The organism is Domibacillus epiphyticus (genome assembly GCF_001975785.1).
Classification (GTDB): Bacteria; Bacillota; Bacilli; order Bacillales; family Domibacillaceae; genus Domibacillus; species Domibacillus epiphyticus.
This window is the reverse complement of sequence record NZ_MSFI01000020.1, coordinates 76,043-98,372: the sequence shown is the minus strand read 5'-3', so window position 1 is coordinate 98,372 and position 22,330 is coordinate 76,043. Positions and strand designations below refer to the sequence as shown.

Sequence of the window (22,330 nt, the reverse complement as noted above, 5' to 3'; positions counted from 1 at the left end):
GTCTTGCTATCTCTGTCTGTATGTTTATAATAAAGCGGTTTCAGATTATAAACAATCAATAGAAAACACTGTTTTGGCAAAGTCAATGTTGTCATCATTGAATAAACAAAAAACCACCGAACAAGTTCGGTGGTTTAAAAGGCTAATTATTCGCCAAGACCTGATGATTTCATTGTTTCTGTAAGAGACTCAATTGCTTCTTCAGCGTCTGAACCGTTTGCTGCAATTTTTACAGATGCGCCCTTTGGAATGCCAAGAGACATAACGCCCATGATGGATTTTAAATTCACGGTTTTCCCATTGTATTCCATTGTTACATCTGAGCTAAATTTAGAAGCCGCCTGCACAAGAACTGTTGCGGGACGTGCATGGATGCCTGTTTCGTCAATAATTGTAAATGTTTTTTCAGCCATTTTAAAAACTCCTTTATTGTTAAAAATATTTCAACAGCACTCATTATAAAGTAAAGCATAAACAAATACTACTTATAACCCTGCACGCCCTTAAAAACAGTTAGCTGCCCACTATACTTTGGAATAATGAATGAAAACGACAAAAAAGACCCCAAAAACGAGAATGCATCTCTGTTTTCGGGGCATTTTATGTTACTTCTTTTCGACCGGATCGTGAAGAAGCGGCGGTGGTACAAGCCATCCTTTTTCTTTGTTTAATCTCAAACATTCACCGCCAAGTCTTGCTTTCTCGGCATGAAACTTTGCAAACATCGCGCCAATATCTTCACGAATCGACTGGCCCATTGCCATGCTGCAGGCACTCAATCCCGTAGCGACATCCCGGGAAAGATTGGCGGCTATTTCCGGATCTTGAAATCGTGCGCCGGCCGGAATATCATCTAACTTTGCCTCAGGACGTTCAGGAGGCGCAGGAGGGAGAGCAATCCCATTTTCTTTCAATACTTGATCCAGCTCTGTCATTTCCGACTTTCCCATCTTTATTGCTTCTTCAATCAGCTTTTTCAAATCCTGGTCTCCCGCATGATTGATCAGCGTGCTATAGCCAGCAATCATGCTTTTAGCCGTCAGTGAAGATGTCCATACGGCCATAGCTTCTCCGTAGTGCAATGGTTCATCTTTCGGATTTCCACTTAAAATCCCCATTTTATCCCTCCGTCAGAAATAAAAATTTGTGCACTTGCACGCTCGTAGTATTTCCTGACGGTGTATGAATTACACACTTGAATGGATCAAAAAACCGCCACCCGAGTTCATTGCCGGCGGCGGTTTTCAGTACTAACAAATTTTATTCAGTTCTACCATCAACCTTATTCTCATATCGTTCAATTCATTTAGATCAGTAGGTTGCACAGATTTTCATGTTATTTTGTTACATCCAATAACACTTTTCCTGTGCTCTTTCTGCTTTCCACCCACTGATGCGCTTTAGCAGATTCACCCAAAGAAAATCTCTTTCCAATTTTCATCTCTAAACGGCCGTCTGCCAGATAAGGAAGCACCTTATTGGCTGTATCTTTTAATAGGTGCGGCCGATGGGATCTAGTCGTCCCTAAACTAAACCCGAGAACAGAACGACAGCTCGAATGTAAATCTGTCGTCTTAATTTGTCCTGCCTTTCCACTTGAAATACCGAAATTAACTAATCTTCCATACTTCGCCAGACAAGCAAGGCTTTTTTCTGACACTTGACCAGAGATAGAATCTAAAATGACATCTACACCTTGACCATCCGTTAATTCATTTACTTTTACTGAAAAGTCATCCTGCTCATAGCATATAACCTGGTCGGCTCCTGCTTCAAGTGCGATGGCCGCCTTATTTATATTCCCTACTGTTCCAATCACATGGCCTGCACCTAAAATTTTGGCAAGTTGAATTGCCGTTGTTCCAATCCCACCGGCAGCCGAGTGAATAAGAACCGTTTCACCGGGCTCCAGTCTTGCTACATCGGCGAGAAGCTTATACGAAGTGAACGAAACAGTCGGACAAGCGGCTGCGATATTAAAGTCTATATTGTCAGGAAGAACAAACGTAAGATTTTCATCCGCAGCGACATATTCCGCATAAGACCCGTTTTTCGGAAAAGCAATGACTCGCTGCCCTGCTTTTAAATGTTGAACTTCCGAGCCTGTTTCCTCAATAATACCTGCAGCATCCAATCCTGGTATAAAGGGAGGCTGTCCGGCTCCATGGTAGTTACCGTACCTTGACTTAATATCTGCAAAGTTGACACCAGTAGCTGCAACACGAATTAACACTTGTTTTGAATTTATTGAAGGTTTATCAATATCCATATAGGTTAATACTTCAGGTCCGCCAAATTCCCGAACAACAACTGCTTTCATTAAAGATCACTCCCGTCCTATGAATAATGTTAAAAAAAGAAATGATATTAAAGAAAGAAAAACTGCTTTTTGAAACAAAGCAGTTTTTCTTATCATTTTTTACCAAGGTGTACCGATTAGTACAAATAGCAGCCAGGCAAGACCCGGTCCAAGAGCGATAAAAAGGCCGGCAATAATCAAGAGTTTTCTGAAAAAGAGCCGCTCGTTGACACCTTGAACATTCGCAAGGATAAGTGCTCCATTTGTCGAAAATGGACTGATATCAACGACACTGGCCGCAACCGCGAGCGCTGAAACGACTCCGATGGATGACATGCTCGGATCCTGTAAGATTGGAGCGGAAAGCGGAATAACAGCAGCCAGGAAACCAGTTGTAGAAGCAAAGGCCGAAATAACCCCTCCTACATATGATGCCATTAACGACGCGAGTACAGGATTTCCAACGCTCGCAATGAGTTCCGTCATGTAATCCATCGTACCTACTTGTTCCATAACACCCACATATGTCATGATGCCTGTCACCATAATCATAACTGGCCAAGGCATTTGCTTGATGATCTCGCCTTGTTTTTTAGGAGCCATCAATGCGAGCACCAGCCCAACCATAAACGCGCCAAAGCCCATGTTCATTTCGAATACAAGAGCCATTGTGATAAGAAATCCAATACCAAAAAGTGTCGCAATTTGATACCATAACACTCCGTTTTCTTCTGGTTCTTTTACACTGACAGCACTGCCATCAACTGTAGCTGCAGCAGCCATTTGAGCGTTTGTACTGTTCTTTAGCAAGCGGAGTCCGCCGAATGCAAAGAATACAACAGCTGAAATTAATACATAAAATATAAACGTGTTGATAAATAGCATAACTGGTGAATGAGAAATGGCTTCGGATTCCATGATACCGTTTACAACTAATCCAAAGATATTTAGCGGGGAAAATGCTCCCGCGTACATTCCCGTAGAAATCAAAGTACCCATTAAGATCGGGTTAATGTTGTGTTGAAATGCCAGTCGCAACGCGATCGGAAAAAGGATTGGACCAATTGCAACGGAAGAGGCTCCAACAGCAGCGAGCAAGGCACTAAGTGCAAACATTACCCACGGAAGCAATCCAACATTTCCTCGAACCAGCCGGAGACCTCCGGAAATAATCAAGTCAAGAGTTCCATTGTTTAACGCAATGGCAAACAAGTAAGTTACTCCCGCAAGAAGAATAAACATATCTATTGGAAAAGCAGCATAAATGTCCTCTACACTTAGTCCGCTGACATAGGTACCGATAACAAAAGCGGCAACGATCCCCAAAATACCCATGTTGACCGAAATGATTGAGCCGACGATAAACATGGCTAAAAGTACAATAATCGTAATAAGTTCCAAACCCATATAATTCCCTCCTAAATGGATGTTGCTTAAACATTCAATTTTTCTTTTGTCTGTTTTTCAAATAATTTATAAAAAGCATGTAAATCATTTTTAATATGATTGCTCATTTCTTTTTCTGCTTTATACGGATCTTCTTCTACAATTGCGTTAAAGATTCTTTCGTGTTCATCAATATAACTCTTGCGATTGGAAGAAATATAATAATCTCGAAGAATATTATTTCTCATATACAGACTTTTCGTTCTAATTGTCTCTAAAAGGCCGATCAGCTGGTTATTTTGGGACGCGTTAATGATGAGTTCGTGAAATTGTGTGTTTAACTCTACTACCGTAGAAGGGTTTTTATCTAAAAGCGCTTTCTTTGACTCCGTTAAAACTTCTTTGATTTGTGTTTCAAGAGACTGGTTCATATTTTTTGCGGCAAATTTTGCAGCGAGTGATTCCAGCCTCTCACGACATTGGTAAAGGTCGATCACATCTTGCAATGTCGGTTTAAAAATATGGATAACGCTTTCATTTTGAATTAAAAGTCCGTCTTTTATTAACATTCGAATCGCTTCTCGAATTGTTCCCCTGCTTACTCCAAATGTTTCCGCCATTTTTGTTTCTATTAAACGTTCCCCTGGCTGATATTGCCCTTCTAAAAGTGAAGTGAGGAAGCTTTGATAGACTTGTTCATGAAGCGGCTCCAGACGTATAACCTGCAACATTATACCCCCTTCTTTATTCTGGATTTTTAAAATATTCTATCTATTGCTAATATATAATCATTTTGTGTTTACTGTCAACAGTTGACGAAAATGTTTTTCTATTTAACTAACAAACAGAAAGAGGAATCTCTTCAACTCATAAGCTTTCGAATTAGTTTTCCAACGAAAAAGGATGGCGATGTTTACGCCATCCTCTATTTTTATATCTGTGCGCATTGCTGTTTTTTAGAATTTTCCTGATAACAAATGGCCCGCATTTGGAACCTCTGTTTTAAGGTTCAATTGCTTAAGAATTTTATATACAGTTGCAACGCCAGCGGATAAAACTGGAATGCCAAGACGATCTTGCACCGCTTGAATTGCTGGCAAAGAAGGCATTTGAACGCATGCTGATAAGACAACTGCATCTGCTCCTTCGATATTCAGCTTGTCTGCATGCTCAATGAGATTAAGAGGGTTTAAACGGCCGACTTCCAAGTTGTCTGCAACTTCAAGGCTGATAGAGTCAATTACTTCAATACCGGCCGCATTTAAGTATTCTATAACCGTTTTTGTCAATGGTTTCATATATGGCGTGATAATGGAAACCTTTTTAGCGCCAATTGCTTCAAGGCCTTCAATTAATGCTCCTGCACTGCTGACAATTGGTGCTGCACCGCCATTTGCCTCTGTTGCCTTTCCTAAACGTTCTTCAGAAATTTCATGATATCCCGGTCCTTGGCACATGATGGCCACAAGGCATGCATACGCTAACACATCGCAGCGGGCGTCTGAAAGTTCAACTGCACATCGATCACTATCTACGTCCATTTTTTTCAATTCTTCCGCATTTACGTGCATCATGCGCATACGTGCTGAATGGAAGGTGAATGTTTCTTCCGGATTGATCTGAATTCTGGAATGAAGCATCGCCGGAATTTCTGTCTCCATCGTTGTATTTGAACTTGGTACGATTAATCCTACTCGATAATTTTGAGTCATTTGTTGTTCCTCCTGTAATGTTTGTTTTATTGTCATTTCACTTTGTGAAAATGGCCTGTTAATTCACGGTTAGTTAACGGTTTGACCATCTCGACGCATGAGCGGAGCAATTGAAGGTCAATCCCTGTATCAATCCCCATTTCGTGCAGCATGAAGACCACATCTTCTGTCGCGACATTTCCTGCTGCTCCTGGAGCAAATGGGCATCCGCCCAGTCCGCCAATTGACGTATCAAACCGAGTAACGCCTGCTTGAAGAGCCGCTGTAACATTCGCCTGTGCTAAGCCATACGTATCATGAAAATGTGTCGTAATGATTGCTTTTGGCTTTAACGCAGCAATTGATTGCAGCAGCTCAAACACTTGCTGCGGATTCGCACGGCCGATCGTATCGCATATGACGATTTCATCTACTTCCGATGCATCGATTCGCTTGACCATCTCTAAAACAAGGCCGGAATCCACTTTTCCTTCATACGGGCACCAGAAAGCAGTGGCAATATTATAACGAATAAAAACTCCATTATCCTTTGCCTTCGCGATCACCGTTTCGAAATTTTTGATCGACTCTTCTCTCGTCATTTTTACATTTTTCAGATTGAAACTGTCACTTGCACCCACGACTAATGATAAAGCGCGCACACCATTCTCAATCGCTCGTTCATACCCTTTTTCGTTTGGAATCAGTGCCATATATTGAATAGAAGGGTCTTGCTCAATTCCTTCCAGCACCTCTTTCGCGTCCTTCATTTGAGGGACATATACGGGATGAACAAAGGACGTTGCTTCCATTCTTTTGATCCCTGTTTTGTTTAATCCATTAATCAGTGCGATTTTTTGTTCCGTTGGTATAAAGTTCGCTTCATTTTGAAGACCGTCCCTCGGTCCAACTTCGATGATCTCCACTTTTTTTGGCAAATTCATAAGGCACATCCTCCTTCCTTACTTATTTAATTCCCAGTTTTTTCGCAAGATAAGGTTCCAAGCCGCCGAGCTGCACCATCTCAATTAAATGTTCCGGCAGTTTCGTACCTAGATACTCTGTTCCTTGAGTGTGGTTAATTATTTTCCCTTCTAACAAATCAATTTCCACTTCATCCCCCTCACGGATGACAGAAGGGTCTTTCATCTCGACAACTGGAAGACCTACATTAATGGAATTCCGATAAAAAATACGGGCAAAGGAAGCGGCCACAATCGCTCCAATTTGATGGTGCTTTAACACCATTTGGGCTGTTTCACGGCTCGAACCCGAACCAAAATTATGACCAGCGACCAGTATATCCCCAGGCTTCACTTTCTTTGAAAAGTCTGGATCAATTGCTTCCATTGCATGCTCAGCCTGTTTCTCCACAGGCTGACTCATATATTGACCTGGAGAAATGATATCCGTGTTTATATTGTCTCCGTACTTCCATACACGTCCCCGAATAGTTGATGACATTTACCTGACCCCCTGCAGAAGATATTTCCGTGGATCGGCAATTTTCCCCTCAATGGCAGTTGCAGCTACTGTTGCAGGAGATCCTAAATAGACTTCCCCGTCCGGACTTCCCATGCGTCCTCTGAAATTGCGATTTGATGACGACATAACCACTTCTCCGGCACCGATCACACCGCTGGTAAACCCGCCGCATGCGCCGCACGAAGGCATATTGACGATACATCCAGCTTCCGTCAATATATCTAAAATTCCTTCTTTATTCGCTTCCATCCAAATATGCTGTGAAGCCGGCACAACGAGACAACGAATATGATTGGCAATCTTTTTCCCTTTTAGAATGTCAGCCGCAATTCTCAAATCACTTAGGCGCCCATTTGTACACGACCCTAAATATACCTGGTCAACTGTTTTTCCTTCCACTGCATTGACAGGATGTACATTATCGATTTCGTGCGGACAAGCCACCTGCGGCTCTAAGTCAGATGCATTGTAATGCAGCGTACGCGTGTAGACAGCATCCTTGTCACTGAATAAATCATCTATTTCATCCGTTACCCCTTTGGATCGTAAAAACTTAATGACCTTTTCATCAGGTTCAATTAACCCTGTTTTCGCGCCCGCTTCAACTGCCATATTCGATAAAACTAACCGTTCATCCATTGACAAACCTCTTATAGCACTTCCGGAAAACTCGAGAGTTTGATAAGTCGCTCCGGCATGTCCAATATCTTTAATCGTTTTCAGCACGATGTCCTTTGCATACACACCGTGCGGCAATTCTCCATCCCAAACCACTTTGATCGTTTCAGGCACTTTCATCCATGTCTCACCAGTTAATAGAACTCCAATCATTTCTGTGGAGCCTATTCCAGTCGCAAAAGCCCCTAATCCTCCCGCCATGCACGTGTGAGAGTCCGTTCCGAGAATTAGACGTCCCGGACGGACATGCCCATGTTCTACAATCACCTGGTGACAGGGACCTTCGAATTCATAGTAATAAGGAAGATCTTGATTTCTTGCCCAATCGCGAGTAAATTTCAAAATATCGGCTTGCTGCACCGTTGCGGGCGGGGTACAGTGATCAGACACCACAACCACCTTTTCTTTATCGAATAATCGCCCGCCTAAACGGCGAAACCCGCCATCTATTAACCATGGCCCCAATAAATCATGCATCATGGCAATATCAGCCTTGACCCATACGATTTCACCTGCTTTTACTTCGGACTGTCTGGCGGCTTTTGCGAGAATCTTCTCTGACATGGTCATGCCCATATTCATTTATCCCCCTATTTAAATAATCCCGTGCTCCCTCAATGCTTTAATTTGTTGTTCTGATAGACCGATTTTTTCTGTTAATATCTCCGATGTGTGCTGACCCAGCTCAGGTCCCGCCCATTCAATTTCACCAGGTGTTTCACTCATTTTCGGGACGATTCCAGGCATTTTCAATGTTCCCAATCCATCTACTTCCACCTCGCGAATCATTTCACGGGCTTGATAATGTGCATCATTTACGATATCTTCAATTGAATAAATGGGGCCTGCAGGTACTTTTGCTTCATCTAAGTAATTCATCACTTCTGCAAAAGGCATGCTCTTCGTCCATTCTTCTATCAGCCCATCTAAGTAGTCCGCATGCTCGGACCGTTTTGCGTTATTTTCAAAACGAGGATCTTCTGCTGCCTCCGGGTGGCCCATCGCATTCATGAGGCGTTTAAAGATCGCGTCTCCATTTGCCCCGATTACAACATACTTTTCATCCGCACATAAATATGTATTAGAAGGCGTAATACCTGGCAATGTGCTTCCCGTTCTTTCACGTATCATTCCTGCACGGTCATATTCAGGAAGCGTACTCTCCATCAAGCTAAAGACAGATTCGTAAAGTGCCACATCGATGACCTGTCCTTCACCCGTGCCTTTCGTATCGCGATGATACACTGCCATTAATGCCCCGATAACAGCATAAAGGGCAGACAAAGAATCCCCAATACTAATCCCTACTCGTGTAGGAGGGCGGTCTGGATAACCGGTTATATAGCGAAGTCCGCCCATTGCCTCTCCAATCGAACCAAACCCCGCTTTGTCACGGTATGGTCCATCTTGTCCGTAACCCGATACGCGGATCATAATAAGACGTGGATTAATTGCCTTTAAGTCTTCGTATCCAAGCCCCCACTTTTCCATTGTTCCTGGACGGAAGTTTTCAATTAAAATATCCACTTCTTTTACAAGCTTACGGATCAGTTCTTGTCCTTCCGACTCCCTTAGGTTAATCGTGATTGATTTTTTGTTTCGTGACTGCACATACCACCAAAGACTGGTTCCATTCTCAACCACTCGCCATGTACGGATCGAATCTCCTGTTTCTGGAGACTCCACTTTTATCACCTCTGCACCAAATTCCGCCAGCAGCCTGGAAGCAGAAGGACCTGCAATCAATTGTCCCATTTCTAATACGCGTAATCCTTCAAGGGCTTTTTTCCCCACTTCAACCATCTCCTGTTTCGAATTGATAAACATCATATTTTAAGTTAATTGGTTTTAGAATTTTAAAATAAGTAATCGCTTTCATTTTTTATATCATACAACTTCATCAGTTAACTGTCAACCGTCGACAACAAAACATTTTCTTGTTTCTTTATTACTTGGACTCGCATTTAAATTCATGTAAACTTACCTTATACGGAAGATCATGAAGGTTTAAGCCCTTTTGGACAAGAATGAAGAAGACAAAAAAGTGGTATACTGGATCCATAAAAGAACCTTTCTGCCCCCGAAATACATAGACGTAAAACCACATTTAAACTATCCAAATACAAAGAAAACAAGTGTATGATTATATTTTTTTGTATATTGCAGGAGGACTTCAATGAATGAAATAAAGAAAAATGAACCGCTGCACAGTCAAGTTTACAGTATTGTCAAATCCATGATAATGGAGGGAGAATTTCATCCTGGTGAACGCTTGATTGAAACGAAAGTGGCAGAAAAACTGAAAGTGAGCAGAGGAACTGTTCGAGAAGCATTTCGCATGCTGACAAAAGATGATTTGCTTGTTCAAATTGATGGTAATTTATTTGTCTATAACCCCGGCGCTCAAGATATATTAGACATATATGAATGCCGAAAAAGCCTTGAGTCTCTTGCAGCAACACTTGCAGCGAACAACATTACAGAGGAACAATTAAACCAATTAAATCTGATTATCGAAAACTCCAAAGAAGCATTAAAGACGGGGAATACAAAAGAGCTCATTTATTATAATCAACAATTCCATGATATTATTTCGCTAGCATCCCAAAACAAGCAGCTTATTCAATTATTTGAAGTGATAAATGCGAAAACCCTTTACATCCGTAACTGTATTTTGAAGGATCGTCCCGAAAGCTTTGAGGATTTGGTTAATGATCATGAACAAATATATTTAGGACTCAAGGACAGAGATCCAGAAAAAGCCACAAAAAAAATGTGTATACATATCCAAAGAAGTTCAGAAATAGCAAGCGCATCGCTACATTCTCAAGCGGGGAAATCAGAAGCTTCCTTAAATTAATAAAAGAACAAGCCCTATTTTGAAATAGGGCTTGTTCTTTTTATTGTGATTTTCACTTTAGAGGCGAATTTCTAAGTACCGCTGTCTGAAGGATAATCGTGGCAATAATCGTTGCCATGTTCATCACTGTATACAATCTTGTATTTTCTAAAAACTTTGTTGGCGAGGAATAGTTGAGATCATTCACAATGGCTTTTATATGGTATTCTCCTATTTCCGGCAATGTTTTCTTTAATGCCCTGCCAGGGAGGAGCGGTCCCTCTTCTAAAATGATACACCCAATCTTACTTTTATCTCCTAGTGAAGCATCAATTCCAAAAATAAATGGCTCCTTGAACTTTTTATTAATTTCTTTTAAGACCAGTTCTAAATTCTGAGCATGGACAGGATCTTTTAATGTACCATACACCTGATAGGGAACCTGGCTGTCTTTCAGCATTGTTCCGACTAAAGGTCCAAGAGAATCTCCAATAGAAAGATCCGATCCGATGCACAAAATGATGATATCGTTTGATTCATGTTTTCGGAAGATTTCTGTCATCTTGTATACGATTCCTTCAACTTCTTCCGCTACTTTTTCGTTCGATTGAATAGAATATAATTTTTTTTCATCTCTCTTGCTTATTTTCCTGCTCCGAAAAGGAAACATTCCCATCCCCTCTATTCAAATAGTTAAAAAAGCTATGGCGATCATTCTAATCTGAAGAAAGGAAAGGAGAGAACAACATGAGAATGCTGAAAATCTTAACATAACAAACTTTCCTTCTTTTAAATTAGTAGATAGGCGTTAACGGTCTCTTGCCATGTACACCGGCAACCAAATTATCCGCTCCAAGCTGTGCCATTTTCATTCTCGTTTCGGCCGTTGCAGAACCGATATGCGGAAGTGTGACGACATTCGGCATACAGAGTAATGGATTGTTTTGGCCCGTCGGCTCTTTTTCAAACACATCAAGTCCAGCTGCCAGAATTACGTTTGATTGAAGCGCTTCTATTAAAGCTGCTTCATCAACGACCTTCCCGCGCGCTGCATTGACAAATATGGCAGTCTTTTTCATTTTTGCGAATTCCCGTTTGCTGATCAATTTTTCTGTCTGTGCCGTCAGCGGTGTCATCACACAAACAAAGTCTGATTGTTCAAGAAGCTCATCCATCGTGCAGTAAACAGCATTGTATGTATGTTCCGCTTGTTCATTTCTCGAACGGTTGTGATATAAAACGTGCATATCGAAGCCAAAATAAGCCCTCTTTGCAAGCGTGGTACCGATGCCGCCCATACCAATAATGCCAAGCGTTTTATGGTGGACATCGACGCCGAATTGTTGTTGTAAAAACCCTTGCTCTGACCAGCCTCCGGTTTTCACAAATTGATCAAGCTCTGTTACTCTCCGGGCCGCTGACAGCATAAGTGCGACAATCGCATCCGCGACTGTATCATTTAAAACACCCGGCGTATTCGTTGCCAATATCCCTCGTTCTTTTAATAATGGAATATCGAGATTGTCATAGCCGACTGATGTATTGCAGATGATCTTTAGTTTTGGCGCCTGATCAAGCAGCGCTGTGTCAAACTTTAAACCCGCTCCAAGAACACCTTCCGCTTCTTTTAATGCGGCCAAAAAAGCAGGATAGTCTTCCTTATAAGCCGGGAAATAACTTACATCACACATTTCACGAATCTTATTTAATACTTGTTCGTTCATTCGTTTGTATACCACTACTTTTGGCTTCACCTTGACCATCCTTCCCTTTTTCATCTTTTTTTACACACCCAGAAGGAACCATTTTTGCTTTACTCTCGTCCTGCACTTTTTCATTCATTTTATCATTACAAAACAATCAACATTCTAAATAGCGCTTTTATTTTTTCAATAATTGAAAAAATATTTACTGGACTGCATGGCTGTACTATACTAAAAGGTAATTCACAAAGAGGAAAGAGTGTTCAATGTGCGTATGTCTGTGAGACAAAAAAACATCGTCCTGATCGGATTTATGGGCGTTGGCAAAACAACAATCGGCGAACTCGTCGCAAAAAAATTATATAGAACCTTTATCGATGTCGATAAGGAAATAGAAAAAGATTTCGGGATGACCATTCCTGAAATTTTCGAGAAACATGGGGAGCCTTTTTTCCGTGATTATGAGAAGAAAAAAACATGTGCGCTTGCTGAAGAAAAGTTAAAAGTATTGTCCATTGGCGGAGGCGCCTTTGTACAGCCTGAGATTCGCCAAGCATGTCTTGATAATTGTGTTGTCTTTTATCTTGATATGGCATGGGAAGAATGGAAAGAACGACTCGATATGTTGATCGACAGCCGGCCTGTTTTGCAAACTCGTGACATTACTGAAATTGAAGAACTATTTTATAAGCGTCAGGACGCCTATTCCATTAACCATTCAACATTGACGATCAGTAACCGGTCAGCCGAAGAGGTAGCCGACTTTATTGTTGATTCTTTGAAGCACACGTGGGATATGTATGAGCCGATGAATGATTAAAGCGACTCCTTAACGGAGCCGCTTTTTTGGATTTTTAAACAGATTTTTCTGTCACATATCCTTCTTTTGCTGCACCCATTCCGACGAGAAACAAGCAAATGGCCGTACCGATTAACAGTAAAATTGGCACCGTCCATCCATTCATTGCGTCGTGCAGCGCCCCAAATAACGCAGGTCCTAATGCGGCAAATAAATAGCCGCCGGATTGTGCCATCCCTGATAAATCAGCCGCTTCAAATGAATTTCGTGTCCGTAAACTGAAAAACATCATCGACAGGCTGAACGCAAAACCACCGGCAATTCCGATCATAATCACCCATAAAAGAACGAAATCAATTCGTCCAAATAAAATACCGGTAAGACCGCCTGTCATTAATACTGCCGCTATCATCACAAGCGGACGTTGATTGTTCATTTTGTCTGCAATAACCGGCACAATGAACGTAAACGGCAGCTGAGAAAACATAACAATCGACAGCATCCACCCCGAAGCTCCCGCACTCATTCCCTGCTCCTGCAAAATTTCCGGCAGCCAGGCCACCAGCGAATAAAACAGCAGCGACTGAACTCCCATAAATGCCGTTACTTTCCATGCTAACGGTGAAGACATAAGCGGGGTTTTCTTGTATGTACCTCCTTCTGTTTTTACAGGATTGCGGATGTGTGTCATCTGCGAAAGCCAGACGACAATGGCAATCACCGCAGGAATGATCCAGAAGCCGACCGCAGCCCGCCAGCCAAGATCACTTGACGAAGCAATCGGAATGCTGAAACCGGAAGCAAGGGCACCTGCAAAATTCATGGACATCGCATAAAAACCGGTCATTAAACCCATTTGGTGAGCAAAGTTCATTTTTACAAAAGCAGGCATGAGCACATTACAAAGGGCTATGGCAATGCCGATTAAAATGGTACCAATAAATAACAGACCCGCACCGCCGATAGGTCGAAGTGCCAGACCCACTGTTAAAATAAGAAGTGCGCTGAACATCACAACTTCCATTCCATACATTCTTGCCAATTTCGAAGCAAACGGTGATAGAACCGCAAACCCAAGCAAAGGAATGGTTGTCAGAGCACCTGCAGCGGTGCTTGAAATACCAAGATTATCTCGAATCATAACAGTAAGTGGACCAACCGCCGTAATTGGCGACCGCATATTTAATGACAGTAAAATAATGCTGAACAATAAAAGCAGCCGGCCTGATTTTGACCGCTCTCTTTCTATAAGTGCCTCTATACTCATATCTCTTCCGCCTTCCCATTTATGCCGGCTAACTCTTTTAACCGGGCAATGTCCTCACTGACAATAGCCGCCGCTTTTTGCGGCTGCCGTTCCGATATCGCCTGAACAAGCTTTTCATGTGCGCCAGGATCGACGTTTGGATATCCATTCATGTCGGTTAAATCATGAACAGACGCATGAAGCGAATCCGCAAGCCGCGCATATAGATCAATCAAAATTCGGTTATGTGACGCCCTTACAATTGCATGATGAAGCGCAATATCCGCTTCGGCAAATGCATGCAGGTCAATAGCTTCCTTACACTCATTCAGACGCGTTTGTATAAGGACCATTTCTTCTTCTGTATGCCGTTCCGCCGCAAGCCATGCCGCTTCACGCTCCAACGCATGCCTGACTTCCAGTGTTTCAAAAAGTGTTGACGTCTCAAGCCTCTGCTGAAACGAAGCGCCAAGTGCTGTTGTGGACCTTATATACGTTCCGCTTCCCTGTTTCGTCTGCAAGAGTCCTGCATGAACAAGTGCCTGTATTGCTTCACGGAGTGTATTGCGGCTTACGCCGAACTGCTCCATCAGCTCCATTTCAGGTGGGATGCGCATTCCAACAGGCCAGGTTTTCGATTCAATGAATGTCTCTATTTGAAGTACGACTTGTTCAACGAGTGAAGAACGCTTTGCTTTCTTTACATCCATGCGTCATTCTCCTTTTTCTAATTTGTAGGATGACTGGGTAACCCAACTTTATCATGAATAAAAAAAAAGGTAAATGCTAGCAAGGATCATTCATTCAACACAAAAAAGTCCCGCCATAAAATGGCGGGACATCTTTTACGTTATTTATTTTCCCCTTAAAAACGTCACACATACCCCTTCTGGGATCGTTACTTCCGAATTTGCGGGCGTTAACCGGCCTGTATCTGAATTTCGTTTAAATAACACAACATTATTCGTTTTCTCATGAGCGACAACAAGGAATTGCTCTGTCGGATCTAAATCAAAGTCACGAGGCCAGTCGCCTTTTGTTGATACAATTTCCACTAATTTTACATCCCGGCCCTCTTCGATCACTTCAAACACTGCGATACTGTTGTGGCCGCGGTTCCCCGCATACAAAAAACGTCCATTTTGTGCTATACGGATCGCGCTTCCCTGGCTGTTTTCGGTAAAATCAGCCGGTATTGCTTTATGAGCTGCGAGCAAGTTAAACGTTCCATCATTTTCATTAAATGCTAATACAAGTACTTCATTACTGAGTTCTGTCATAACATACGCTGTTTGACCGGATGGATGGAACACAAGATGACGCGGCCCTGATCCCGGTTCGGTATTGAACACCGCTTTTTTCAGTAAATCTTCGCCGGCAATTTCATATGTGATGATCTCATCTGTGCCAAGGTCAACCGCCACGACAAAACGTTCATCACCTGTAAGGCCGAAAAAATGCGTGTGTGCTTTTTCTTGACGATCCGCATTCGGGCCTGTCCCTTCATGCGTCGCCACATCGAGTAAATCAATCAATTGACCCGTTTCTTGATTAATGCTGTACATTTCCGCTGTACCCGTATGGTATTGCGCCGAAAATGCACGCGTACCGTTTGTGTTCAATGAAACGTAGCAAGGAACGCCTTCACTTTCCAGCACATCGTTCAACTTTTCAAGCTGTGCATCCTGGATTTTAAACGCAGCGAGGCCGCCGCCTTTCCCGCCTTTTGCAACCGCATATAAGAATTGCTCGTTTTCACTGATTGTTACATATGTCGAGTTGTTTACTTCTGCTGCAACGGCTGCATTGAGAAGCTCCTCTTTCTCTGTATCAAGCTGAAAAGAATGTATCCCTTTTCCTTCTTTTTTCGTATATGTTCCTACAAATCCAGTGTATACCGTCATCCTGGTGCCTCCCGATTATCTATATTCGTCTCTTTTATTATATACAACATAAAGAACAATCAACAACAAAACAAAGGCAGCGTTGGATACGTACCAGTTTGCAGGCAGCGAAGTTTTCTTAAAAAACGTTTGCTTGATATGATACCATAATTAGACAAACTACTTAAAAGGAGTTCAACCGTGAATGTAATAGCTAATTTCTTCTCTAAATACCTGGCTCTTTTTATGATTATCGTCGGGATCACGACTTATTTTTCACCCGTTCATTGGCAGTCAGCTTCCTGGGTACCGGCTTTTTTACTTGGGCTGGTTATCTTTTTCACTGGTTTGTCGATGAATGTAAATGCAATAAAAGGGGTGTCGCGCAAAAAGAAAGAGCTGCTTGTAATCACATTAATGAAATGGACAGTGACCGTCTTTTTATCCGTTGGACTAGCCCTTCTTTTTTTCAAGGATCATCACGAAATAACGGCTGGTCTTATTTTGTCCGGAGCGGTACCGAGCGCTACTGCAGCTGCACTATATTCGTTTCTCGCCGGAGGAAACACATCTCTGGTTGTTGCTGCTTCACTGCTTGACACGGCAATCAGCCCCATTATTACCCCGCTCGTCATGATTGGCTTTTCCGGTCAGGAAATATCTCTATCTTTTTTGTCGTTATTATATTCATTTTTAACAATCGTTATTATTCCGCTCGCAGCGGGTTTGCTTGTCCAGCGATTCATGCCTGCAGTTGCTGCCAACGCAACCGTCATTATCAAACTGGCATCATCCGTGACGCTGCTCTTAATCATTCACACACTAACAGGGAGTGGTAAAAAATATATTGCCGAACAGCTCGATATCTTGCCGCTCCTCGTTGCCGTTATTTTTGTACAGGTAGTATTCCCGATGGCCGCCGCCTGCGCAATCGGAAAGTGGTGCAAATTCAATAGGGAAGATTTACTTGCCGCCGTCTTTCAAGTCTCTCTCTGCAACACCGCTCTCGCTGCTATTCTTGCCCACGAATACATCGGAGGAATTGGCAGTATTCCACCGATTATCAATATTATTATGAACCTATCGATCGGTGCGTGGCTGGCAAATTACATTGCGGGCAGACATGAAAAAACCAGCTGATGTCTTCGGCTGGCTTTTCAAATTTACTGTTGTAATTTTAACACCCCCGTCCATTTGAAATTCCCGGTTTTCTTGCATTCTGTAAGGGAATAAGAATAGTACTTTTTATAGGAGAAGGGATTGTTAGGATGAGTGAAACCATTTATGGAAATACACCTTGTTTTTTAGGGGCAGTAAATATGGTAAACGAAACGAACTTGAACGGCGTAGACGCAATTGTATATGGGGTGCCTTGGGAAGGCGCAGTGACGTGGGGCGACTACACAGGGTGTGAATTAGGTCCGAAAGTAATGAGAATTAGTTCAGGACGATACAGCGGCTACTTGCCGGAGCTCGATCATATCGATGTATTTGAACATGTAAAACTTGGTGATGTCGGGGATGTTGATGTGGTGCCGGCTGATGTGGAGGAAACGATGGAACGAATAGTGCAGTTTACCGATCCCTTATGGAAAAGCGGCAAGTTTTTAATCGGGCTCGGCGGCGACCATGGCATTACATTTCCGATTGTGAAATCATTGACAAATCAAGGCAAGAAAGTCGGCATTATTCATCTTGACGCTCACTACGATAATTTGCCGTCACATGAAGGCGATCCGTATGCTCGATGCAGCCCTTTTATCCGTTTATATGAACAGGATGGTGTCCGAAATGAAAGCATTATTCATACTGGCATACACGGCCCCCGCAATAAGCCTGAAAGTGGGCGTAATGCGCGTAATGCCGGCGCTGTAACTATAACCATTAACGACATTCGCAAGCATCATGATTTACAGGCACTTGGCCGTGAATTGCACGAGATGGCTTCTAAAGAGGTTGATTGTGTTTATTTGAGCATTTGCAGTGATGTCCTTGATTACGCGTTTAATCCTGGAGGCCCGGTTGACGGCAACGGTCTCACCTCGTTCGAATTGTTAACGCTCGTTCATGAAATTTGCAAGCAGGGCGTCATTGGCATGGACTTTGTGGAAGTATACCCGCAGCAGGACCCTGCACAATTTTCAGCTCATTTTTCTTCAACGATTATTTTGTACGCTCTTGCGGGTCACGTCTTGCAACAAAAACAATAACTATTCGACAGTAATGGATATCCTTTTATCACTCTAAATAAAAAAAGAAGCTGCCTTGTTTCATTGAAGGCAGCTTCTTTTTATTATAACTTCACAGTCATCACCGGTGTTTCACCTGCGGTTGCCTGCACGTTTTCATGTTTGTCGAGTTGCTTTACAATATCGCCGTTGGAAATGATCATCGGCGTTATTGTGCTCGCAGCTTTTTCCTGAACAAGTTCCAGGTTGTATGTTAAAAGTAAATCTCCTTTTTTCACTCGATCGCCTTCCGCCACATGAGCATTGAAGCCCTCGCCTTTCATGTTGACAGTATCAAGACCAACGTGAATTAATATTTCCAGACCGCCTGCTGTTTCTAATCCAATCGCATGCTTTGTCGGGAATACATTCAGTATTTTCGCATCTGCCGGTGCAACAACTTTTCCTTCAGACGGAGAAATCGCTACGCCATCTCCCATCATTTTTTGTGAAAAAACAGGATCTGGTACATCACCAAGGTCTACCACATTACCGGTCATCGGCGACATGAGCACTACTTCCGATACTTCTTCTTTTTTTTCTTTACCAAAAAGTTTTTTAAACATGACAAATCTGCTCCTTTTTCATTCTGTTCCTTACCGTTCACTTAAAAACGCCATTATTTCACCTGCATATGGCATTGAATCGGCTGTTCCATTTTTCGTAACAGACAACGCAGCCGCCGCCTGTCCGAACCGAACAGCTTCTTCAAGAGACTGTCCGCTGGTGATCGCATGTGCAAAGCCGCCATTAAACGCATCTCCTGCACCTGTTGTGTCAACTGCTTCCACGTTAAATCCCGGAAGGACTCTTCCAGAAAACGCTCTTTCCGACAAAAAGACCCCTTTATGACCAAGTGTGATCATGACTGTCTTCACACCGAGCTGATGCAAAATATCCGCTGCCTTTTGAGCTGACGCCTCGTTTTTCACTTCAACACCTGTTAAATTACTAGCTTCTGTTTCATTGGGTGTCGCATAGGTAACATGCTTTAAAATTTCACGTGGAAACGCCTGATACGGTGCCGGATTTAACAATACCGGAACATTATGCAAAACAGCTCTCTCCACCGCTGCTTCTACTGCTCCCATACTGATTTCCAGCTGAAGTACGACGATATCGCCTTCTTTTATTGCCGCATCCGCTTCTAAAACGTTCTGTTTTGTCATCGTACCGCAAGCACCCGGTGCAATGACAATTTGATTTTCTCCATTGATATCGACTGCAATTAACGCAGCTCCGGTAGCTTCCTCATCCGCTATCTGTACAAAATGCGTGTTAAATTGTTCCTTTTTAAAGTGTTCTACTGCATCTTGTCCAAATAAATCACGGCCTATTTTCGTTACAAACGTTACGTTTGATCCGCTGCGGGCAGCTGCTGTTGCCTGATTGCCGCCTTTTCCACCAGGTCCTATTTGGAATGGACCGCCAAGCACTGTTTCGCCCGGTTTTGGTAAACGAGGTGCCCGGCTCATCAAGTCAACAACGTAACTGCCGATGACAATAACATTCCCCATGTTCTCTCCTCAAATCGTATCATTTTTCTTTTCCTTTTCAAAATCATAACTATGCATTAACACTTATTTATCAAATGGTTGTCAAAAGAGTTACAGTTACCTGACAGCTTCTGGTTCGTTACTCACCATGCAAACATGAAAAAGCTGTTAAAAGTACTTTGCCGACTGTTATCGGTGTTATCTCAAATATACACAACAATCTTGTTTCCACTCGCAGCGAAAAAAGACCGCTTATTGTTTTCAACATAAAGAAAAGTAGGTTTTAATGCCAATAATTGATTCCTTATTTGGTTCGTCTATCTAGGCCGGTTTATCTTTATGAAACGCTTTCATTTTCCTTAAATAAAAATTTTCCTGTTCTGTTCGTTTCCCTGTAATAAATTCATCAAGGCTTACTTCTTTAACGGATGATACACCGTTATGTTTAACCCCTGGCATATTGGCTGCCTGCTCCATTACCATAACCGGCGTGTAAATTGATTCTGTGACGAGAAAACGGGCAACACTAATTTCATTTCGCTTTCCTACATGACCATATTTTAAGACCACCCTCCAATATTTCCAGCCCATTTTAATCCCTCCGATTTTTATTTATTTTCACCTCTATTTCTTCTTATGTTTCTTATACCCGTAATATCAAAAAAAGCACAAAAAAGCATCATAAAAAATGACAGACCAGAGTAATTGTGTCCGTCATTTTTTATATAACGCTATTCTTTCAATTGAATTATTCACGGTATACCATTGATCATCCAAACTGTAGCCATTCACCTGTCCTGCCACTTGATCCCGTGAGAAATAATATAGAGGGTATCCTTTGTAAGTCGTTTGTTTTTCACCTGTATCTGGACGAGTAATTACTCCAAAGTCCGCTTCATTGAAGCCTTCAGGGATTTCGCTTGATCCAATATAAAAAGGCGGCCATTCATCCAGGCAATGATTCGCGCAGGTGGATACATTCCGCTTATCATGTAAGTAATAATACAGTGTCATTCCAGCTGAATCGGCTAAATACTGACCGGTTTCTTCTCTTTCCATCACTTTTAATGGTGCACTCGGATTTTGAGCAGCATCACGCGGTTCGTTAATCGGCGCTGACATATTTTCCGGTTGTTCATCCGGGCGACAACCGCTAAGCAGAATAAAGAGCAGCACATACACAACTTTTTTTTGCATAAAAACCCACCCCCTTTTTGAACATGATGTCCAATAAGAAGGATGATTATGCAGTGTTTCACGTGAAACGCTGGGTTAATTTCCATTTTATTCTTGCTGCACACATGGTAACTACCGTTGTTTTTTCATAGCAAAAATAGACTATTTTCAAACCGTTTAGAACAAAAAAGAATGCCTTCTCGTCTTTTGAGAAGGCATTCTTTTTCTTATGACGGTTCCACAATGACTCCTTCAAATGCAGACCGGTAAATGTTTCGTATATCCACTTCGCCTAATGGAAGCGGACTTCTTGCCAGTATGCGTTTTTGCTGAACACCATCTTTTGTTAAGCTTTCCAGTGCTGATTCAGGGATATTAAATCCGGCCAGAGTCGATGGGATTCCCACATCTTTTACGATTCGTTCCAATTCTTCTACGCATTTATATGAAGCTTCTTCGTCTGATAAATAGTTTGAGTTTCCTCCAAGCGCATTTAAAATATCGGCCATTTTCGTCTGGCAGCTTTTTCGAATATAGCCCATGACATATGGCAGCAGTACTGCATTGGATTCGCCGTGTGAAATATGAAATTGACCACCCAGCGGATAGGCAAGTGCATGGACTCCTGCTACACCTGCATTGAAAAAGGCAAGGCCTGCGATGTAGCTTCCATTGCTCATATCAATACGTGCTTGCTGATTACTTCCATCTTCGACTGCTTTTCGAATTGAACGGCCAATTAACCGAATCGCCTGCAGGGCTAATCCATCTGTTACAGGACTCGCATTAACTGATATGTACGCTTCCACCGCATGTGTCAATGCATCAATTCCGGTTGCCGCCGTCACTTTTGCTGGAACGGAAACGGTTAGCTCTGGATCCACAATCGCTGCGTCTGCAAGCAAGTAATCATGCGTGACCACGTCCTTCGTTGTTTCAAGAGAAAGAACGGAAATATTGGTCACTTCTGAACCCGTTCCCGCTGTAGTTGGAATGAGTATTTTCGGCAATCCTTTTTGAGTAACCTGTTTGGTGCCGGATAAGTTTAAATAATCAGCAGCAGCGCCTTCGTGTACACATAAAACCGCTGCCAATTTTGCTAAGTCAAGAGCACTTCCTCCCCCGACCCCGACAACCATGTCATAGCCGCCGTCACGTGTAAACGAGACGAGTTTTTCACCTATTGCTAAAGGCGGCTCCGGCACAACATCTGTGTAAACCGTTACGTCATATCCACTTTTCTCAAGAGGGTCTGTGACCCGCTTCGTCAATCCGATCTTCTCCAGCATCGGGTCTGTAACGACTAAAATTTTCTTCGGCGAATGTTTCTCCACTTCCGGTATTAACTGCGAAAGAGAACCCCAGCCTGTATAGCTTAACGGCGTGAAAATTAATTTTGCTGTACTCATGATGTTTCCCCC

24 protein-coding genes are annotated in these 22,330 nt (G+C 42.5%); 4 read left to right on the top strand and 20 right to left on the bottom strand.

Features of this window, described 5'->3' with window-relative positions; all coding sequences use genetic code 11:
• Positions 1-146: 146 nt before the first annotated feature.
• The 10 genes from BTO28_RS12280 to BTO28_RS12235 all read right to left on the bottom strand — a co-directional run bounded on the left by BTO28_RS12280 (position 147) and on the right by BTO28_RS12235 (position 9,333).
• Entirely contained in the window at positions 147-413 is a 267-nt protein-coding gene (locus BTO28_RS12280; protein WP_076766673.1) for a phosphocarrier protein HPr, read from the bottom strand.
• A gap of 192 nt (positions 414-605) precedes the next feature.
• A complete protein-coding gene (locus BTO28_RS12275) occupies positions 606-1,118 on the bottom strand; it encodes a DUF3231 family protein (protein WP_076766671.1) in 513 nt (170 codons plus the stop codon).
• A 218-nt stretch (positions 1,119-1,336) separates the two neighbouring features.
• Positions 1,337-2,320 (bottom strand): quinone oxidoreductase family protein, encoded by a 984-nt coding sequence (locus BTO28_RS12270; protein WP_076766669.1) that lies wholly within the window; start codon positions 2,318-2,320, stop codon positions 1,337-1,339.
• Between the two features lie 99 nt (positions 2,321-2,419).
• The gene (locus BTO28_RS12265; RefSeq protein WP_076766667.1) at positions 2,420-3,706 is read right to left on the bottom strand and encodes an SLC13 family permease; all 1,287 of its coding nucleotides are present in this window, start codon (positions 3,704-3,706) and stop codon (positions 2,420-2,422) included.
• Between the two features lie 26 nt (positions 3,707-3,732).
• Positions 3,733-4,416: a GntR family transcriptional regulator gene (locus BTO28_RS12260; RefSeq protein WP_083711551.1), complete on the bottom strand. Its 684-nt coding sequence runs from the start codon at positions 4,414-4,416 to the stop codon at positions 3,733-3,735.
• Positions 4,417-4,641: 225 nt separating this feature from the next.
• The gene (locus BTO28_RS12255; RefSeq protein WP_076766663.1) at positions 4,642-5,397 is read right to left on the bottom strand and encodes a maleate cis-trans isomerase family protein; all 756 of its coding nucleotides are present in this window, start codon (positions 5,395-5,397) and stop codon (positions 4,642-4,644) included.
• Between the two features lie 32 nt (positions 5,398-5,429).
• On the bottom strand, positions 5,430-6,320 hold the full coding sequence (locus BTO28_RS12250) for a hydroxymethylglutaryl-CoA lyase (protein WP_076766661.1): 891 nt from the start codon (positions 6,318-6,320) through the stop codon (positions 5,430-5,432).
• A gap of 22 nt (positions 6,321-6,342) precedes the next feature.
• Positions 6,343-6,840: a LeuD/DmdB family oxidoreductase small subunit gene (locus BTO28_RS12245; protein WP_076766659.1), complete on the bottom strand. Its 498-nt coding sequence runs from the start codon at positions 6,838-6,840 to the stop codon at positions 6,343-6,345.
• A complete protein-coding gene (locus tag BTO28_RS12240; protein WP_076766657.1) occupies positions 6,841-8,115 on the bottom strand; it encodes a 3-isopropylmalate dehydratase large subunit in 1,275 nt (424 codons plus the stop codon).
• Positions 8,116-8,133: 18 nt separating this feature from the next.
• Positions 8,134-9,333 carry a CaiB/BaiF CoA transferase family protein gene (locus tag BTO28_RS12235; protein ID WP_408606669.1) on the bottom strand — a complete coding sequence of 400 codons (1,200 nt, stop codon included), beginning with the start codon at positions 9,331-9,333 and terminating at the stop codon, positions 8,134-8,136.
• Between the two features lie 382 nt (positions 9,334-9,715).
• Between BTO28_RS12235 and BTO28_RS12230 the strand changes: the two genes are divergently transcribed.
• Positions 9,716-10,399, top strand: coding sequence for a GntR family transcriptional regulator (locus BTO28_RS12230; RefSeq protein WP_076766653.1), 684 nt, complete (start codon positions 9,716-9,718; stop codon positions 10,397-10,399).
• 52 nt (positions 10,400-10,451) lie between these two features.
• On the opposite strand, the gene yyaC is transcribed toward BTO28_RS12230, so the two are convergent.
• Positions 10,452-11,048 carry a spore protease YyaC gene (gene yyaC, locus BTO28_RS12225; protein WP_076766650.1) on the bottom strand — a complete coding sequence of 199 codons (597 nt, stop codon included), beginning with the start codon at positions 11,046-11,048 and terminating at the stop codon, positions 10,452-10,454.
• A gap of 124 nt (positions 11,049-11,172) precedes the next feature.
• A complete protein-coding gene (locus BTO28_RS12220; RefSeq protein ID WP_095532683.1) occupies positions 11,173-12,132 on the bottom strand; it encodes a 2-hydroxyacid dehydrogenase in 960 nt (319 codons plus the stop codon).
• A 223-nt stretch (positions 12,133-12,355) separates the two neighbouring features.
• On the opposite strand from BTO28_RS12220, the gene BTO28_RS12215 reads away from it, so the two are divergent.
• Entirely contained in the window at positions 12,356-12,901 is a 546-nt protein-coding gene (locus tag BTO28_RS12215) for a shikimate kinase (protein ID WP_076766761.1), read from the top strand.
• A 34-nt stretch (positions 12,902-12,935) separates the two neighbouring features.
• On the opposite strand, the gene BTO28_RS12210 is transcribed toward BTO28_RS12215, so the two are convergent.
• From BTO28_RS12210 to BTO28_RS12200, 3 genes are all read right to left on the bottom strand, one after another.
• Complete coding sequence (locus BTO28_RS12210) at positions 12,936-14,147, bottom strand: CynX/NimT family MFS transporter (RefSeq protein ID WP_076766648.1); 1,212 nt, start codon at positions 14,145-14,147, stop codon at positions 12,936-12,938.
• Complete coding sequence (locus BTO28_RS12205; RefSeq protein WP_076766646.1) at positions 14,144-14,836, bottom strand: FadR/GntR family transcriptional regulator; 693 nt, start codon at positions 14,834-14,836, stop codon at positions 14,144-14,146. The genes BTO28_RS12210 and BTO28_RS12205 overlap by 4 nt, the downstream gene beginning before the upstream one ends.
• Before the next feature lie 144 nt (positions 14,837-14,980).
• Positions 14,981-16,030, bottom strand: coding sequence for a lactonase family protein (locus BTO28_RS12200; RefSeq protein WP_076766644.1), 1,050 nt, complete (start codon positions 16,028-16,030; stop codon positions 14,981-14,983).
• Between the two features lie 180 nt (positions 16,031-16,210).
• Between BTO28_RS12200 and BTO28_RS12195 the strand changes: the two genes are divergently transcribed.
• Positions 16,211-17,149 carry a bile acid:sodium symporter family protein gene (locus tag BTO28_RS12195; RefSeq protein WP_076766642.1) on the top strand — a complete coding sequence of 313 codons (939 nt, stop codon included), beginning with the start codon at positions 16,211-16,213 and terminating at the stop codon, positions 17,147-17,149.
• Between the two features lie 128 nt (positions 17,150-17,277).
• Entirely contained in the window at positions 17,278-18,219 is a 942-nt protein-coding gene (locus BTO28_RS12190; RefSeq protein WP_076766640.1) for an agmatinase family protein, read from the top strand.
• 83 nt (positions 18,220-18,302) lie between these two features.
• Here the strand turns inward: BTO28_RS12190 and BTO28_RS12185 are convergent, their stop codons facing one another.
• The 5 genes from BTO28_RS12185 to BTO28_RS12165 form a co-directional block, all read right to left on the bottom strand.
• Positions 18,303-18,803, bottom strand: a complete 501-nt coding sequence (locus tag BTO28_RS12185; RefSeq protein WP_076766638.1) for a PTS sugar transporter subunit IIA — start codon at positions 18,801-18,803, stop codon at positions 18,303-18,305.
• Between the two features lie 30 nt (positions 18,804-18,833).
• Positions 18,834-19,754, bottom strand: coding sequence for a ribokinase (gene rbsK / locus BTO28_RS12180; protein ID WP_076766636.1), 921 nt, complete (start codon positions 19,752-19,754; stop codon positions 18,834-18,836).
• A 300-nt stretch (positions 19,755-20,054) separates the two neighbouring features.
• Positions 20,055-20,324, bottom strand: a complete 270-nt coding sequence (locus BTO28_RS12175; protein WP_076766634.1) for a hypothetical protein — start codon at positions 20,322-20,324, stop codon at positions 20,055-20,057.
• Between the two features lie 123 nt (positions 20,325-20,447).
• Positions 20,448-20,930: a COG4315 family predicted lipoprotein gene (locus tag BTO28_RS12170; RefSeq protein WP_076766632.1), complete on the bottom strand. Its 483-nt coding sequence runs from the start codon at positions 20,928-20,930 to the stop codon at positions 20,448-20,450.
• A 206-nt stretch (positions 20,931-21,136) separates the two neighbouring features.
• The gene (locus tag BTO28_RS12165) at positions 21,137-22,318 is read right to left on the bottom strand and encodes an iron-containing alcohol dehydrogenase (protein WP_076766630.1); all 1,182 of its coding nucleotides are present in this window, start codon (positions 22,316-22,318) and stop codon (positions 21,137-21,139) included.
• Positions 22,319-22,330: the final 12 nt, after the last annotated feature.

Coding starts and splice junctions, on each gene's coding strand:
- yyaC (WP_076766650.1), bottom strand. CDS start 11,048: ATGTTTCCTTTTCGGAGCAGGAAAATAAGCAAGAGAGATGAAAAAAAA.
- BTO28_RS12255 (WP_076766663.1), bottom strand. CDS start 5,397: ATGACTCAAAATTATCGAGTAGGATTAATCGTACCAAGTTCAAATACA.
- BTO28_RS12250 (WP_076766661.1), bottom strand. CDS start 6,320: ATGAATTTGCCAAAAAAAGTGGAGATCATCGAAGTTGGACCGAGGGAC.
- BTO28_RS12270 (WP_076766669.1), bottom strand. CDS start 2,320: ATGAAAGCAGTTGTTGTTCGGGAATTTGGCGGACCTGAAGTATTAACC.
- BTO28_RS12280 (WP_076766673.1), bottom strand. CDS start 413: ATGGCTGAAAAAACATTTACAATTATTGACGAAACAGGCATCCATGCA.
- BTO28_RS12265 (WP_076766667.1), bottom strand. CDS start 3,706: ATGGGTTTGGAACTTATTACGATTATTGTACTTTTAGCCATGTTTATC.
- BTO28_RS12185 (WP_076766638.1), bottom strand. CDS start 18,803: ATGTTTAAAAAACTTTTTGGTAAAGAAAAAAAAGAAGAAGTATCGGAA.
- BTO28_RS12175 (WP_076766634.1), bottom strand. CDS start 20,324: ATGGGCTGGAAATATTGGAGGGTGGTCTTAAAATATGGTCATGTAGGA.
- BTO28_RS12275 (WP_076766671.1), bottom strand. CDS start 1,118: ATGGGGATTTTAAGTGGAAATCCGAAAGATGAACCATTGCACTACGGA.
- BTO28_RS12230 (WP_076766653.1), top strand. CDS start 9,716: ATGAATGAAATAAAGAAAAATGAACCGCTGCACAGTCAAGTTTACAGT.
- BTO28_RS12170 (WP_076766632.1), bottom strand. CDS start 20,930: ATGCAAAAAAAAGTTGTGTATGTGCTGCTCTTTATTCTGCTTAGCGGT.
- BTO28_RS12210 (WP_076766648.1), bottom strand. CDS start 14,147: ATGAGTATAGAGGCACTTATAGAAAGAGAGCGGTCAAAATCAGGCCGG.
- rbsK (WP_076766636.1), bottom strand. CDS start 19,754: ATGGGGAATGTTATTGTCATCGGCAGTTACGTTGTTGACTTGATGAGC.
- BTO28_RS12190 (WP_076766640.1), top strand. CDS start 17,278: ATGAGTGAAACCATTTATGGAAATACACCTTGTTTTTTAGGGGCAGTA.
- BTO28_RS12240 (WP_076766657.1), bottom strand. CDS start 8,115: ATGGGCATGACCATGTCAGAGAAGATTCTCGCAAAAGCCGCCAGACAG.
- BTO28_RS12215 (WP_076766761.1), top strand. CDS start 12,356: ATGTCTGTGAGACAAAAAAACATCGTCCTGATCGGATTTATGGGCGTT.
- BTO28_RS12260 (WP_083711551.1), bottom strand. CDS start 4,416: ATGTTGCAGGTTATACGTCTGGAGCCGCTTCATGAACAAGTCTATCAA.
- BTO28_RS12245 (WP_076766659.1), bottom strand. CDS start 6,840: ATGTCATCAACTATTCGGGGACGTGTATGGAAGTACGGAGACAATATA.
- BTO28_RS12165 (WP_076766630.1), bottom strand. CDS start 22,318: ATGAGTACAGCAAAATTAATTTTCACGCCGTTAAGCTATACAGGCTGG.
- BTO28_RS12205 (WP_076766646.1), bottom strand. CDS start 14,836: ATGGATGTAAAGAAAGCAAAGCGTTCTTCACTCGTTGAACAAGTCGTA.
- BTO28_RS12200 (WP_076766644.1), bottom strand. CDS start 16,030: ATGACGGTATACACTGGATTTGTAGGAACATATACGAAAAAAGAAGGA.